We start from the raw sequence: 14,940 nt of genomic DNA, 5'->3' as shown, positions 1-14,940 counted from the left end.
CCCACGGAAGCTGACGCTGCGTAATGACCGCAGCGTGTACGGCCGAATGAACGAAGGCCCGTACTCCTACCGAGGGGTACGGGTCTTCGCCGTTCCGACGGCCCCGCTCGATGTCACCCCGCGGGCCTCGGAGAGGTAGGGTCGGAGGCGGTCGGGGACATCTCATACAACTCGCCGGGGTGAAAATCCCGCGTATCCAACGAGGAGATCGGTTCGTGACGATCCGCGTAGGCATCAACGGCTTCGGTCGCATCGGCCGCAACTACTTCCGCGCGTTGCTGGAGCAGGGTGCGGACATTGAGATCGTGGCTGTCAACGACCTGGGTGACACCGCGACCACGGCCCACCTGCTGAAGTACGACACGATCCTCGGCCGCCTCAAGGCAGAGGTCAGTCACACCGCCGACACCATCACCGTCGATGGTCACACGATCAAGGTTCTCTCCGAGCGCAACCCGGCCGATCTCCCCTGGGGCGAGCTGGGCGTCGACATCGTCATCGAGTCGACCGGCCTCTTCACGAAGAAGGCGGACGCCGAGAAGCACCTGGCCGGCGGTGCCAAGAAGGTCCTCATCTCGGCTCCGGCCAAGGGCGAGGACGTCACCATCGTGATGGGCGTCAACCAGGACCAGTACGACGCGGCCAGCCACCACGTCATCTCCAACGCCTCCTGCACGACCAACTGCGTCGCGCCGATGGCCAAGGTCCTCGACGAGAACTTCGGCATCGTCAAGGGCCTGATGACGACGGTCCACGCGTACACCAACGACCAGCGGATCCTGGACTTCCCGCACTCGGACCTGCGCCGCGCCCGCGCCGCGGCGGCCAACATCATCCCCACCACCACCGGTGCCGCCAAGGCCACCGCCCTGGTGCTCCCGCAGCTGAAGGGCAAGCTGGACGGCATCGCCATGCGCGTCCCGGTCCCGACGGGCTCGGCCACCGACCTGGTCGTCGAGCTTCAGCGCGAGGTCACCAGGGACGAGGTCAACTCCGCGTTCAAGAAGGCCGCGGAGGACGGCGACCTCAAGGGGATCATGTTCTACACCGAGGACCCGATCGTGTCGTCGGACATCGTCAGCGACCCGGCGTCCTGCACGTTCGACTCGTCGCTGACCATGGTTCAGGACGGCACGTCGGTGAAGGTCCTCGGCTGGTACGACAACGAGTGGGGCTACTCCAACCGTCTTGTCGACCTGACCGTCTTCGTCGGCGGCCGGCTCTGACCGTCGAACCGGCAGGTACCTCGATGTGAGCACGGGGCTCGAACAGCGCAACGTCGCGCCGTTCGAGCCCCGTGGCATGCTCTCCCGCCCTCCAAGGAGTCCAGCAAGATGAAGACGATCGACGAACTGATCGCCGAAGGGGTCACCGGCAAGCGCGTATTCGTCCGCGCCGACCTCAACGTGCCGCTCAACGGCACCACCATTACCGACGACGGCCGCATCCGTGCCGTCGCGCCGACCGTGAAGAAGCTGGTCGCGGCCGGTGCGCGGGTCATCGTCGCCTCGCACCTGGGCCGCCCCAAGGGCGCCCCGGACCCGGCCTTCTCGCTGGCGCCCGCCGCCGCCCGGCTCGGTGAACTCCTCGGCGCCGAGGCCGCGTTCGCGACCGACACGGTCGGCGAGTCGGCCCGCGCCACGGTCGCCGCCCTGGGCGACGGCCAGGTCGCCGTCCTGGAGAACCTGCGCTTCAACCCCGGCGAGACGTCCAAGGACGACGCCGAGCGCGGCGCGTTCGCCGACCGGCTCGCCGAACTCGCCGACCTGTACGTGGGCGACGGCTTCGGCGCCGTGCACCGCAAGCACGCCTCGGTCTTCGACCTCCCGGCCCGGCTGCCGCACGCCGCCGGTGACCTGATCGCCACCGAGGTCGGCGTCCTGAAGAAGCTCACCGAGGACGTCGAGCGCCCGTACGCCGTGGTGCTCGGGGGATCCAAGGTCTCCGACAAGCTCGGTGTCATCGACCACCTGCTGGAGCGCGCCGACCGCATCCTGATCGGCGGCGGCATGGCGTACACCTTCCTCAAGGCCCAGGGCCACGAGGTCGGCAGCTCGCTGCTCCAGGAGGACCAGATTCCGGCGGTGCGCGAGTACCTCAAGCGCGCCGAGGCCCGGGGCGTCGAGTTCGTGCTCCCCGTCGACGTCGTGGTCTCCGAGCGGTTCCCGGACCTCAAGACCCAGGCCCCGACCGAGCACCGCACGGTGCCTGCCGACGCGATGCCGGCCGGTTTCATCGGCCTGGACAACGGCCCGGAGACCAACAAGCTGTACGCCTCGAAGCTCGCCGACGCCGCCACGGTCTTCTGGAACGGACCCATGGGCGTCTTCGAGCACCCCGACTACGCCCAGGGCACCCGGGCCGTAGCCCAGGCTCTCGTCGACTCCCCGGGCTTCAGCGTGGTCGGCGGTGGCGACTCCGCCGCCGCCGTGCGCACCCTGGGCTTCGACGAGAACGCATTCGGACACATCTCGACCGGTGGCGGTGCCAGCCTCGAATACCTCGAGGGCAAGACGCTCCCCGGCCTCGCCGCACTGGAGGACTGACCTTTCATGACCACGCGTACCCCGCTGATGGCGGGCAACTGGAAGATGAACCTCAACCACCTTGAGGCCATCGCCCACACCCAGAAGCTCGGCTTCGCGCTGACCGACAAGGACTACGACGCCGTCGAGGTGGCCGTCCTGGCGCCCTTCACCGACCTGCGCTCCGTGCAGACCTTGATCGAGGGCGACAAGCTGAAGATCAAGTTCGGCGCCCAGGACATCTCGGCGCACGACTCCGGCGCGTACACCGGTGAGATCTCCGGTCCGATGCTCGCCAAGCTCCGCTGCTCCTACGTCGCGGTCGGTCACAGCGAGCGCCGCCAGTACCACGGCGAGACCGACGAGCTCTGCAACGCCAAGGTGAAGGCCGCGTTCAAGCACGGCCTGACTCCGATCCTCTGCGTCGGCGAGGGCCTGGACGTCCGCAAGGCCGGTGACCAGGTCTCCTATACCCTCGCGCAGCTCGACGGCGGCCTGAAGGACGTACCGGCCGAGCAGGCCAAGTCCCTCGTGGTCGCCTACGAGCCGGTCTGGGCCATCGGCACCGGCGAGGTCGCCACCCCCGAGGACGCCCAGGAGGTCTGCGGCGCGATCCGCGGCCGGCTGGCCGAGCTGTACTCGCAGGAGCTGGCCGACGGCGTCCGTATCCAGTACGGCGGCTCGGTGAAGTCCGGGAACGTCGCCGCGATCATGGCGCAGCCCGATGTGGACGGTGCGCTGGTCGGCGGTGCCGCGCTGGACGCCGACGAGTTCGTCAAGATCGTCCGCTTCCGCGACCAGTGAGTATGCGGTAGCGCCGATCCGTCGTACTCTTGCGGGGGCCGTGGAGGGAGCAGCCTTCCGGCCCCCGCCGTTCGCACATGCAGTCCAGAGGAATTCCGGAAAGTAGGGACCAGCCGTGATTTTGGCGTTCGAGATCGCCCTGATCGTCTTCAGCCTGCTGCTGATGCTGCTGGTGCTGATGCACAAGGGCAAGGGCGGCGGCCTCTCCGACATGTTCGGTGGCGGTATGCAGTCGTCCGTCGGTGGCTCCTCGGTCGCCGAGCGGAACCTCGACCGGATCACCGTGGTTGTCGGTCTGGCCTGGTTCGCGTGCATTGTCGCGCTCGGTCTGCTGATCAAGCTGGACGGCTGACCCGTCGTACGCGATTACCGGTGATGGTGTAACTCCTTTCACTGGACGCGCGTTGGGCCTTACGTAGACTGGTGCACCTTCGAGCACCATCACGCAGGGAGTTACGACCGTGGCAAGTGGCAACGCGATCCGGGGAAGCCGGGTCGGAGCGGGGCCGATGGGGGAGGCCGAGCGCGGCGAGTCCGCGCCGCGCCTCCGCATCTCCTTCTGGTGCTCGAACGGGCACGAGACCCAGCCGAGCTTCGCCAGCGACGCGCAGGTACCGGAGACCTGGGACTGCCCGCGCTGCGGCTTCCCGGCCGGCCAGGACCGGGACAGTCCCCCGGCCCCCCCGCGCACCGAGCCCTACAAGACGCACCTCGCGTACGTACGGGAACGGCGCAGCGACGCCGACGGCGAGGCGATCCTCGCCGAGGCCCTGGCGAAACTCCGGGGCGAGATCTAGAAGTTCACCGGCCGGGCACCCCCAGGGTGCCCGGCCGGGCTGCTTCTGCCGTGCCGGGCGCCGCCCTCGCCTCGTCAGCGCCTCTGATCAATTAGGTTGGGGGTGCGGCGGGGCATCTGCAGGCACGAGAAGAATTGGGCTGAGATCCGGGATGAACACACCAAGCCGAACCAGGCTCGACCAGACGCCCGAGTGGACCGCACTGGGCAAGCACCGCGAGCAGTTCGGGAACACCCACCTGCGGGAGCTCTTCGCGGACGCTCCGGAGCGCGGCACCGGATACGCCCTCCGGGTCGGCGACCTGTACGTCGACTACTCCAAGCACCTGGTCACCGACGAGACGCTGCGGCTGCTGCGCGCGCTCGCCGCCGCCACCGACGTGAACGGGCTGCGGGACGCCATGTTCCGCGGCGAGAAGATCAACACCACCGAGGACCGCGCCGTCCTGCACACCGCGCTGCGTGCCCCGCGTGACGCCGTGATCGAGGTCGACGGCGAGAACGTGGTGCCGGGCGTGCACGCCGTGCTCGACCGGATGGCGGCGTTCTCCGGCCAGGTCAGGTCCGGGGCGTGGACCGGCCACACGGGCAGGCCCATCCGCAACGTCGTCAACATCGGCATCGGCGGCTCCGACCTCGGCCCCGCCATGGCGTACGAGGCGCTGCGCTCCTTCACGGACCGCGAGCTGACCGTCCGCTTCGTGTCGAACGTCGACGGCGCCGACCTCCACGAGGCGCTGCGCGACCTCGACCCGGCCGAGACGCTCTTCGTCGTCGCCTCGAAGACCTTCACCACGATCGAGACGATCACCAACGCCACCTCCGCCCGCAACTGGCTGCTGACCGGTCTGCGCGCCGGACAGGACGCGGTCGCCAAGCACTTCGTGGCGCTGTCCACGAACGCGGACAAGGTCGCGGAGTTCGGCATCGACACCTCCCACATGTTCGAGTTCTGGGACTGGGTCGGCGGCCGCTACTCCTACGACTCGGCGATCGGGCTCTCCCTGATGATCGCCATCGGCCCGGACCGCTTCCGCGAGATGCTCGACGGCTTCCACCTCGTCGACGAGCACTTCCGCACCGCCCCGCCCGAGGAGAACGTCCCGCTGCTGATGGGCCTGTTGGGCGTCTGGTACGGGGCGTTCTTCGACGCCCAGTCGCATGCCGTGCTGCCGTACAGCCACTATCTGTCCAAGTTCACCGCGTACTTGCAGCAGCTCGACATGGAGTCCAACGGCAAGTCCGTGGACCGGGACGGCCGTCCGGTCGACTGGCAGACCGGCCCGGTCGTCTGGGGCACCCCCGGCACCAACGGCCAGCACGCCTACTACCAGCTGATCCACCAGGGCACCAAGGTCATCCCGGCCGACTTCATCGGCTTCGCCGAACCGGTCGCCGACCTGCTGCCCGGCCTGGTCGCCCAGCACGATCTGCTGATGGCCAACTTCTTCGCCCAGACCCAGGCGCTGGCCTTCGGCAGGACACCGCAGGAGGTGCGCGCCGAGGGCGTCGCCGAGGAGCTGGTGCCGCACAAGACCTTCCGGGGCAACCACCCGACGACGACGGTCCTCGCCGACCGGCTGACCCCGTCCGTCCTCGGCCAGCTGATCGCGCTGTACGAGCACAAGGTCTTCGTCCAGGGCGCCGTCTGGAACATCGACTCCTTCGACCAGTGGGGCGTCGAACTCGGCAAGGTCCTCGCCAAGAAGATCGAGCCGGTGCTCACCGGCGAGGCGGAGGGCGAGCGGCTGGACAGCTCGACCACCGCGCTGGTCCGCGCCTACCGGGCCCGCCGGGGCCGTTGAGCCGATGACCACGGGGGAGGGGACGGTGCGGCTGCGGCCGCCGGCCAACACGCTGGACCCGAGGGCTGTGCGGTGGTGGCGGACCCGGTGGCTGCTGCTGACCGCGGCCCCGGTGGTGGTGCTGGGCGTACTGGGACTGCTCATCGAGCCCGCCCGGTTCTGGCTGCTGCTGCCCGCCGCGGTCCTCGCGGCGGTCGGCACCGGCTGCGCCGTCCTCCTCCCCGTCTGGTGGTACCGCGTCCACCGCTGGGAGGTCACCGAGGAGGCGGTGTACGTCAGGACCGGTGTCCTGTGGCAGGAGTGGCGGATCGCCCCGATGTCCCGCATCCAGACCGTGGACACCGTGCGCGGACCGCTCGAACAGCTCTACCGGCTTGCCACCGTCACCGTCACCACCGCCTCGGCCAGGGGCGCGGTCCGCATCGGGGGCCTCGACCACACCACGGCCGCCGAGCTGGCCGAACAGCTGACCCGGATCACCCAGGACACCCCCGGGGACGCCACATGATCCCCGGCGCGGCCGCCACCCCCGCACCACGGGCCGAACCGCCCGCCACCACGGACTGGCGGCGGCTGGACCGGCGTACCGTCCTCGCCAGCGCGCTGGTGACGGCCGGGATGGCGGCCGGGGCCGCCGTGCCGGCCACCCTCGGACTGTCCGGACGCCTCGGCACCGGCGCCGCCGTCGCCTGGGCCGTCGCCGGAGCCGTCCTGCTGATCGGCTCCGCCGCGGCAGGCACCTGCATACGCTGGCGGCGTACCCGCTACCGCGTCGGCACCGAACGCGTCGAGCTGCACACCGGGCTGTTCCTGGTCAAGAAGCGCTCCCTGGCCCGTGAGCGCATCCGCAGCGTCGACCTCACCGCCCATCCGCTGCAACGGGTGCTCGGGCTGGTCACCGTCCGCATCGGCACCGGCGAGCACTCCGGCCACGACTCCACTCTGGAGCTCGACCAGGTCACCCGCCCGGAGGGCGAACGGCTCCGCCGTACCCTGCTGGACCGCGCGGTCGCCGGCGCCCCCGGCCCCCACCGCGAGGGGCAGCTCGCCGCCCTCGACCCGCGCTGGATCCGCTACGCACCCGTCTCGTTCGTGGCCCCCGCGCTCGGCGTCGCGGCGGCCGGTTCCGTGATGCAGGTCAGCGACTGGTTCGGGGCGCAGGGCGAGGTGATCGCCTGGGTCGGCGACCGCTTCCGGGACACCTCGCTCACCGTCATGATCCTCTCCCTCGTGCTGGCCGCGACGGCCGCCGGGGTGGTCGGTGCGCTCGGCCTGTGGGCCGAGATGTGGTGGAACTACCGGCTGGAGCGCGAGCCCGGCGGCACCCTGCTCATCCGGCGCGGACTGCTGACCTCCCGGTCCGTCTCCATCGAGGAGCGGCGGCTGCGCGGTGTCGACGTGGTGGAACCGCTCGGCGTGCGGGCGTTCGGCGGAGCCCGGATCGAGGCGATCACCACCGGGCTCGCCCAGGACGAGGAGGAGCGGCACGCTGACCACAACACCCTGCTGCCCGCGGCGCCCCGCCCGGTCGCGGACGCGGTGGCCGCCGACGTGCTGCGCGAGGCGGTGTCCCCGACCGGCGCCCCGCTGACCGCGCACCCCCGGGCGGCGCTCGGCCGCAGACGGCGCCGGGCGCTGTGGGCGGTCGCCCTCCCGGCCGCCGTCCTGGCGCCGATGGGCGTGGTGCTGACGCCGGTGCTGCTGTGGGCCGCGCTCGGCTGCGCCGCCGTCGGGCTGCCCGCCGGGATGCTGCTGGCCCGGGACGCGTACCGGGGCCTGGGGCACACCCTCAGCGGTGACTACCTGGTGGTGCGCTCGGGCACGGTCCGCCGCTCGACCGCCGCGCTGGAGCGGTCCGGGATCATCGGCTGGACGGTCCGCCGGTCGTACTTCCAGCGGCGGGCCGGGGTACTGAGCGTCACCGCGACCACGGCCGCCGGTTCGGGGGCGTACACGGCGTACGACACGGACGCCGACGAGGGGCTCGACTTCGCCGCACGGGCCGTGCCCGGTCTGCTGGAGCCCTTCCTGGAGCGCGTCCCGCCCGCCCCGTAACGCCGCAGGCCCGGCCGTTCCGAGGAACGAACCGGGCCTGCGTCCGGGCAAACGGACGGACGGTCAGGGCGAAGCGGGCGGGTAGAGCGCACGCGGCAGCCGGGAGGCCGCCGCCGCGTCCATCAGCCACAGGGTGCGGCTGCGCCCGTACGCACCGGCCGCCGGGGCCTGGATCTCCCCGGCACCCGAGAGCGCGATCTCCGCGGCCTCCGCCTTGTCCTCGCCCGCCGCGAGCAGCCACACCTCGCGGGCCGCCCGGATCGCGGGCAGCGTGAGCGAGATGCGGGTGGGCGGCGGCTTGGGGGCGCCGTGCACACCGACGACGGTGCGCTCGGTCTCCCGTACCGCGGGCAGCTCGGGGAAGAGCGAGGCGACATGGGTGTCCGGGCCGACGCCCAGCATCAGCACGTCGAAGACCGGCACCGGGCCGTGATCCTCGGGACCGGCCGCGGCGGCCAGCTCCTCGGCGTACGCGGCCGCCGCGGCGTCGGCGTCGTTGCCCCAGGGGCCGTTCGAGGCGGGCATCGCGTGCACCCGGGACGGGTCCAGCGGCACCGTGTCCAGCAGGGCCTCGCGGGCCTGCGTGACATTGCGCTCCGGATCGCCCTCCGGCAGGAAGCGCTCGTCACCCCACCACAGGTCCAGCCGCGGCCAGTCGATCGCGTCCCGGGCGGGCGCGGCGGCGAGCGCGGCCAGCAGGCCGTTGCCGTTGCGCCCGCCGGTGAGGACCACCGAGGCATGGCCCCGGGCGGCCTGGGCGTCCACGATCCGGGTGATCAGCCGGGCCGCGGCGGCCTGGGCCATCAGCTCCTTGTCGCGGTGCACGACGAGCTGCGGGACGCTCACTTCGACGCCGCCTTCTTAGCCGCGGACTTCTTCGCGGTGGCCGGGGCGGGAGCCGCCTCGGCCCCGGCCTCGGCCGGCTTGGGCTCCGGACGTCCGCCGAGCTTGGCCACGCCGAACTTCACCGACGCCTCGTAGGTGTTGTCCGGGTCGAGACGGCGCAGCTCCTCGGCGAGCAGCTCCGCGGTGTCGCGCCGCTTGAGCGCCACCGCACGGTCCGGCTGGCCCTGCATCGAGAGCGTGGCCAGCGAACCGTCCGGGCGGTCCAGGACGATGACGCCGTTCTTGGTCTCCATCCGTACGGCCGTCAGACCGGGACCGGCGGAGACGGTGCGCTCGACGGGCACCTGGAGACGGTCCGCGAGCCACATGGCGAGCAGCTCGCAGCTCGGGTTCTCCGACTCGCCCTCGACCGTCGCCGAGACGACCTCGACGTGCTGCTGGTCGAGCGCGGCCGCCAGCATCGAGCGCCACGGCGTGATGCGGGTCCAGGCCAGGTCGGTGTCGCCCGGGTTGTACGAGTCGGCGCGGACCGCCAGCTCGCTGCCGGGGTGCTCCGCCGCGTACGCGTCCGTGATGCGGCGCTGGGCGAGCGCGCCCAGCGGGTCCTTCGCGGGGTCGGAGGGCGCGTCCTGCGGCCACCAGACCACGACCGGGGCGTCCGGCAGCAGCAGGGGCAGCACCACGGACTGGGCGTGGTTGACCAGCTCGCCGTGGAGCCGCAGGACGACCGTCTCGCCGGTGCCCGCGTCGGAACCGACCCGCACCTCGGCGTCGAGCCGGGCGTCCCGGCGGCTGCGCGCCGAGCGGCTGACCCGCTTGATGACCGCGATGATCCGCGAGGGGTGCTCGCGCGAGGCGTCACCGGCCGACTTGAGCGCGTCGTACGCGTTCTCCTCGTCGGTGACGATGACCAGGGTGAGCACCATGCCGATGGCCGGGGTGCCGATGGCGCGGCGGGCCGCGACCAGTGCCTGGTTGATCTTGCTGGAGGTGGTCTCCGTGAGATCGATCTTCATGGGCGACGCCAGCTCCGTCCGTCTCGTGCGAGCATCTCGTCGGCCTCGGCCGGACCCCAGGTGCCCGCCGCGTACTGGGCGGGCTTGCCGTGCTTGTCCCAGTACTCCTCGATCGGGTCGAGGATGTTCCAGGAGAGTTCGACCTCCTGGTGCCGGGGGAAGAGGTTGGCGTCGCCGAGCAGCACGTCGAGGATGAGCCGCTCGTAGGCCTCCGGGCTGGACTCCGTGAAGGACTCGCCGTACGCGAAGTCCATCGTGACGTCCCGCACCTCCATCGAGGTGCCCGGCACCTTGGAGCCGAACCGCACGGTCACGCCCTCGTCCGGCTGCACCCGGATGACCAGGGCGTTGCCGCCCAGCTCCTCGGTGGCACCGGACTCGAAGGGCAGGTACGGGGCCCGCTTGAAGACGACCGCGATCTCCGTGACCCGGCGGCCGAGCCGCTTTCCGGTACGGAGGTAGAACGGCACGTCCGCCCAGCGGCGGTTGTTGATCGTCAGCTTGATCGCGGCGTAGGTGTCGGTCTTCGACCTGGGGTCGATGCCGTCCTCCTCCAGGTACCCGAGGACTTCCTCGCCGCCCTGCCAGGCGTGCGCGTACTGGGCGCGCACCGTGTGCTTGCCCAGGTCCTCCGGCAGCTCGACCGCCGTGAGCACCTTCAGCTTCTCGGCGACCAGGGCCTTCGGGTGGAAGGAGCCGGGCTCCTCCATCGCGGTCAGCGCCAGCAGCTGGAGCAGGTGGTTCTGGATGACGTCACGAGCGGCGCCGATGCCGTCGTAGTAACCGGCCCGGCCTCCGATGCCGATGTCCTCGGCCATCGTGATCTGGACGTGGTCGACGTACGACCTGTTCCAGATCGGCTCGAACATCGTGTTGGCGAAGCGCAGCGCCAGGATGTTCTGGACCGTCTCCTTGCCCAGGTAGTGGTCGATCCGGAAGACCTCGTTGGGCGGGAACACGTCGTGCACGATCCGGTTGAGCTCCTGCGCGCTCTTCAGGTCGTGCCCGAAGGGCTTCTCGATGACGGCACGCCGCCAGGAGCCCTCCTTCTGGTCGGCGAGCCCGTGCTTCTTGAGCTGCTGGACGACCTTGGGGAAGAACTTCGGCGGCACGGACAGGTAGAAGGCGAAGTTGCCTCCCGTGCCCTGCGCCTTGTCCAGCTCCTGGATCGTGCTCTTCAGCTGCTCGAAGGCCTCGTCGTCGTCGAAGTTGCCCTGGACGAAGCGCATCCCCTGGATGAGCTGCTGCCAGACCTCCTCGCGAAACGGCGTACGGGCGTGCTGCTTGACGGCGTCGTGGACCTCCTGTGCGAAGTCCTCGTCCTGCCATTCACGGCGGGCGAAACCCACCAGTGAGAAGCCCGGCGGCAGCAGACCGCGGTTGGCCAGGTCGTACACGGCCGGCATCAGTTTCTTGCGGGACAGGTCGCCCGTGACGCCGAAGATCACCAGGCCCGACGGCCCCGCGATGCGCGGGAGCCGTCGGTCCTGGGGGTCACGAAGCGGATTGGCTCCGGGAACACCAGACAAGGGGGTCAGCCCTCCGAGGGGGCGAGGCGCTTGAGCTCCGCCTCGGTCGAGTTGAGCAGGTCGATCCAGGCCGCTTCGAACTTCTCGACGCCCTCGTCCTCCAGGAGCTGGACGATGTCGTCGTACGAGATGCCGAGCCTCGCCACCGCGTCGAGCTCGGCGCGGGACTGCTCGTAGCTGCCGGTGATGGTGTCGCCGGTGACCTGGCCGTGGTCGGCCGTGGCGTCCAGGGTGGCCTCGGGCATGGTGTTGACCGTGCCGGGGGCGACCAGGTCGACCACGTACAGGGTGTCCTTGTACGCGGGGTCCTTGACGCCGGTCGAGGCCCACAGCGGGCGCTGCTTGTTGGCGTGCGCCTTGTCGAGGGCGGCCCAGCGGTCCGAGGAGAAGACCTCCTCGTACGCCTGGTAGGCGAGCCGGGCGTTGGCGAGCGCCGCCTTGCCCTTGAGGGCCTTGGCCTCGTCGGTGCCGAGGGCGTCGAGCCGCTTGTCGGTCTCGGTGTCCACCCGCGACACGAAGAAGGAGGCCACCGAGTGGATCCTGGACAGGTCCAGGCCCGCGGCCTTCGCCTTCTCCAGGCCCGCCAGGTAGGCGTCCATGACCTCGCGGTAGCGCTCCAGCGAGAAGATCAGCGTGACGTTGACGCTGATGCCCTTGCCGATGACCTCGGTGATCGCCGGGAGACCGGCCTTGGTCGCCGGGATCTTGATGAGGGTGTTGGGCCGGTCCACCAGCCAGGCCAGCTGCTTGGCCTCGGCGACGGTGGCGGCGGTGTGGTGGGCCAGCCGCGGGTCGACCTCGATGGAGACCCGGCCGTCCTGGCCGTCCGTGGCGTCGAAGACGGGGCGCAGGATGTCGGCCGCGTCCCGCACGTCCGACGTGGTGATCATGCGGATCGCCTCGTCGACGGTGACCTTGCGGGTGGCGAGGTCGGTGAGCTGCTGCTCGTAGCCGTCGCCCGAGGAAATCGCCTTCTGGAAGATCGACGGGTTGGTGGTGACGCCCACGACGTGCTGCTGGTCGATCAGCTCGGCGAGGTTGCCGGAGGTGATCCGCTTGCGCGACAGGTCATCGAGCCAGATCGCCACGCCCTCGTCGGAGAGGCGCTTGAGTGCGTCTGTCATGAGAATTGCATCTCCTACTAGTCGTATAACGGCGTCAGCGCGCGGCTGCCGCGAGAGATTCCCGCGCCGCGGCGGCGACGTGCTCGCCCGTGAAGCCGAACTCGCGGAAGAGGACCTTGGCGTCGGCCGAGGCGCCGAAGTGCTCCAGCGAGACGATCCGGCCCGCGTCACCGACATAGCGGTACCAGGTCAGACCGATGCCCGCCTCCACCGCCACGCGCGCCTTCACGGACGGCGGCAGCACGCTGTCCTTGTACGCCTGGTCCTGTTCCTCGAACCACTCGACCGACGGCATCGAGACCACCCGGGTCGGGATGCCCGCCGCCTGCAGCTCCTCGCGCGCCTCTACGGCGAGCTGCACCTCGGAGCCGGTTCCGATCAGCAGCACCTGCGGTGCGCCGCCCTCGGCCTCGAAGAGCACGTAGCCGCCCCTGGCCGCGTCCTCGTTCGCCGGGTACGTCGGCACGCCCTGGCGGGTCAGCGCCAGACCGTGCGGGGCACCCTTGCCGAACACCTTGGTGTAGCGGCGCAGGATCTCCCGCCAGGCGATGGAGGTCTCGTTGGCGTCGGCCGGGCGGACGATGTTCAGGCCCGGGATGGCGCGCAGCGAGGCCAGGTGCTCGACCGGCTGGTGGGTCGGGCCGTCCTCGCCGAGGCCGACCGAGTCGTGCGTCCACACGTAGGTCACCGGCAGGTGCATCAGCGCGGACAGGCGTACGGCGTTGCGCATGTAGTCGGAGAACACCAGGAAGGTGCCGCCGTAGATACGGGTGTTGCCGTGCAGCGCGATGCCGTTCATGGCCGCGGCCATGGCGTGCTCGCGGATGCCGAAGTGGATCGTGCGGCCGTACGGGTCCGCGCCCGGCAGCGGGTTGTCCGCCGGGAGGAACGACGACGTCTTGTCGATCGTGGTGTTGTTCGAGCCCGCGAGGTCGGCGGAGCCGCCCCACAGCTCGGGGATGATCCCGCCGAGCGCCTGGAGCACCTTGCCGGAGGCGGCGCGGGTGGCGACGCCCTTGCCCGGCTCGAAGACCGGCAGCTCGTCCTCCCAGCCCGCGGGCAGCTCAGCGGCGGAGATCCGGTCGAAGTCGGCGGCCCGCTGGGGGTTGGCGGTGCGCCAGGCGGCGAAGCCCTTCTCCCACTCGGCCCGCGCCTCACGGCCGCGGTCCAGCGCCTCACGGGTGTGGGCGATGACCTCGTCGGCGACCTCGAAGGTCTTCTCCGGGTCGAAGCCGAGGACCCGCTTGGTGGCGGCGACCTCCTCGTCGCCCAGCGCCGAGCCGTGCGAGGCCTCGGTGTTCTGGGCGCTCGGCGCGGGCCAGGCGATGATCGAGCGGGCCGCGATGAACGACGGGCGCCCGGTCTCGGCCTTGGCCGCCTGGAGCGCCGCGTACAGACCCGCGGGGTCCAGGTCGCCGCTGGGCAGCTGCTCGACGCGCTGGACGTGCCAGCCGTACGCCTCGTACCGCTTCAGGGTGTCCTCGGAGACCGCGGTCTCCGTGTCGCCCTCGATGGAGATGTGGTTGTCGTCCCAGAGCAGCACCAGGTTGCCGAGCTTCTGGTGGCCGGCGAGCGAGGACGCCTCCGCGGAGATGCCCTCCTGGAGGCAGCCGTCACCTGCGACGACCCAGATCATGTGGTCGAAGGGGGAGGTGCCGGGCGCGGCGTCCGGGTCGAACAGGCCGCGCTCGTAGCGGGAGGCCATCGCCATGCCCACCGCGTTGGCGACACCCTGGCCCAGCGGACCGGTGGTCGTCTCGACGCCGGTGGTGTGGCCGTACTCGGGGTGGCCCGGGGTCTTCGAACCCCAGGTGCGGAAGGCCTTGAGGTCATCCAGCTCCAGGCCGTATCCGGCGAGGTAGAGCTGGATGTACAGGGTCAGGCTGCTGTGGCCTGCCGAGAGCACGAACCGGTCGCGTCCGGCCCAGTCGGCGTCGGCGGGGTCGTGCCGCATCACCTTCTGGAAGAGGGTGTACGCGGCGGGAGCGAGGCTCATGGCCGTACCGGGGTGACCGTTCCCGACCTTCTGTACGGCGTCCGCGGCGAGGACACGCACGGTGTCCACGGCCCGCTGGTCCAATTCGGTCCACTGGAGATCTGTGGTGATCGGCTTGGTGCTCACCCTGAGTCAGGGCTCCTCTCCACTGTCGTAAACCGGTGACTGAGACCGCACCGGGCGTTGTCGAGCCTACCGCCGCCGGAACACGCATTTTGCGCTGCTTTCCAGGGTGCGGGCGGCCCGTGGAGTTCGCCTCCCGGATGAGCGGGGGGGCAGCACTTCCGAGCCGCCACGGCAGGTACCGCCACCCGTGCCGGGGCCCCGCCCCAACACGACCCACCCCCGCGAAGAACGGCGTGTCCCCAACGTCTACAGTGGTCTGGTTCGCGCAAGTCTTTACTGGGCTCTCACGCCCGGAGCTTGCTGGATTTCTCTGTCAGG

General features: G+C 70.6%; 13 protein-coding genes. 8 read left to right on the top strand and 5 right to left on the bottom strand.

Features of this window, described 5'->3' with window-relative positions; genetic code table 11:
- The first annotated feature begins 215 nt into the window (after positions 1–215).
- The 8 genes from gap to ACFVWY_RS15350 all read left to right on the top strand — a co-directional run bounded on the left by gap (position 216) and on the right by ACFVWY_RS15350 (position 7,985).
- Positions 216–1,226, top strand: coding sequence for a type I glyceraldehyde-3-phosphate dehydrogenase (gene gap / locus ACFVWY_RS15385; RefSeq protein WP_389871796.1), 1,011 nt, complete (start codon positions 216–218; stop codon positions 1,224–1,226).
- A gap of 108 nt (positions 1,227–1,334) precedes the next feature.
- Entirely contained in the window at positions 1,335–2,546 is a 1,212-nt protein-coding gene (locus ACFVWY_RS15380; protein ID WP_389871793.1) for a phosphoglycerate kinase, read from the top strand.
- Positions 2,547–2,552: 6 nt separating this feature from the next.
- Entirely contained in the window at positions 2,553–3,329 is a 777-nt protein-coding gene (tpiA, locus tag ACFVWY_RS15375) for a triose-phosphate isomerase (protein WP_389871790.1), read from the top strand.
- Between the two features lie 115 nt (positions 3,330–3,444).
- On the top strand, positions 3,445–3,681 hold the full coding sequence (secG, locus tag ACFVWY_RS15370; protein ID WP_389871788.1) for a preprotein translocase subunit SecG: 237 nt from the start codon (positions 3,445–3,447) through the stop codon (positions 3,679–3,681).
- A 109-nt stretch (positions 3,682–3,790) separates the two neighbouring features.
- A complete protein-coding gene (locus ACFVWY_RS15365) occupies positions 3,791–4,126 on the top strand; it encodes an RNA polymerase-binding protein RbpA (RefSeq protein ID WP_266720873.1) in 336 nt (111 codons plus the stop codon).
- A 151-nt stretch (positions 4,127–4,277) separates the two neighbouring features.
- Positions 4,278–5,930 carry a glucose-6-phosphate isomerase gene (gene pgi / locus ACFVWY_RS15360; RefSeq protein WP_389871786.1) on the top strand — a complete coding sequence of 551 codons (1,653 nt, stop codon included), beginning with the start codon at positions 4,278–4,280 and terminating at the stop codon, positions 5,928–5,930.
- Between the two features lie 4 nt (positions 5,931–5,934).
- Positions 5,935–6,438: a PH domain-containing protein gene (locus ACFVWY_RS15355; protein ID WP_389871783.1), complete on the top strand. Its 504-nt coding sequence runs from the start codon at positions 5,935–5,937 to the stop codon at positions 6,436–6,438.
- Complete coding sequence (locus tag ACFVWY_RS15350) at positions 6,435–7,985, top strand: PH domain-containing protein (protein WP_389871781.1); 1,551 nt, start codon at positions 6,435–6,437, stop codon at positions 7,983–7,985. The genes ACFVWY_RS15355 and ACFVWY_RS15350 overlap by 4 nt, the downstream gene beginning before the upstream one ends.
- 63 nt (positions 7,986–8,048) lie before the next feature.
- On the opposite strand, the gene pgl is transcribed toward ACFVWY_RS15350, so the two are convergent.
- The 5 genes from pgl to tkt are packed head-to-tail and all read right to left on the bottom strand — an operon-like array spanning position 8,049 to position 14,622.
- Positions 8,049–8,831, bottom strand: coding sequence for a 6-phosphogluconolactonase (gene pgl / locus ACFVWY_RS15345; protein ID WP_389871778.1), 783 nt, complete (start codon positions 8,829–8,831; stop codon positions 8,049–8,051).
- Positions 8,828–9,847, bottom strand: a complete 1,020-nt coding sequence (gene opcA / locus ACFVWY_RS15340) for a glucose-6-phosphate dehydrogenase assembly protein OpcA (RefSeq protein WP_389871775.1) — start codon at positions 9,845–9,847, stop codon at positions 8,828–8,830. The genes pgl and opcA overlap by 4 nt, the downstream gene beginning before the upstream one ends.
- A complete protein-coding gene (zwf, locus tag ACFVWY_RS15335) occupies positions 9,844–11,376 on the bottom strand; it encodes a glucose-6-phosphate dehydrogenase (RefSeq protein WP_389871772.1) in 1,533 nt (510 codons plus the stop codon). The genes opcA and zwf overlap by 4 nt, the downstream gene beginning before the upstream one ends.
- 5 nt (positions 11,377–11,381) lie before the next feature.
- Positions 11,382–12,500, bottom strand: a complete 1,119-nt coding sequence (gene tal, locus ACFVWY_RS15330; protein WP_389871769.1) for a transaldolase — start codon at positions 12,498–12,500, stop codon at positions 11,382–11,384.
- A gap of 34 nt (positions 12,501–12,534) precedes the next feature.
- Positions 12,535–14,622, bottom strand: a complete 2,088-nt coding sequence (gene tkt, locus ACFVWY_RS15325) for a transketolase (RefSeq protein ID WP_389871766.1) — start codon at positions 14,620–14,622, stop codon at positions 12,535–12,537.
- Between the last annotated feature and the right edge of the window lie 318 nt (positions 14,623–14,940).

The organism is Streptomyces sp. NPDC058195 (assembly GCF_042883525.1).
Lineage (GTDB): Bacteria > Actinomycetota > Actinomycetes > Streptomycetales > Streptomycetaceae > Streptomyces.
This window is presented reverse-complemented; position numbering and strand designations above follow the sequence as displayed.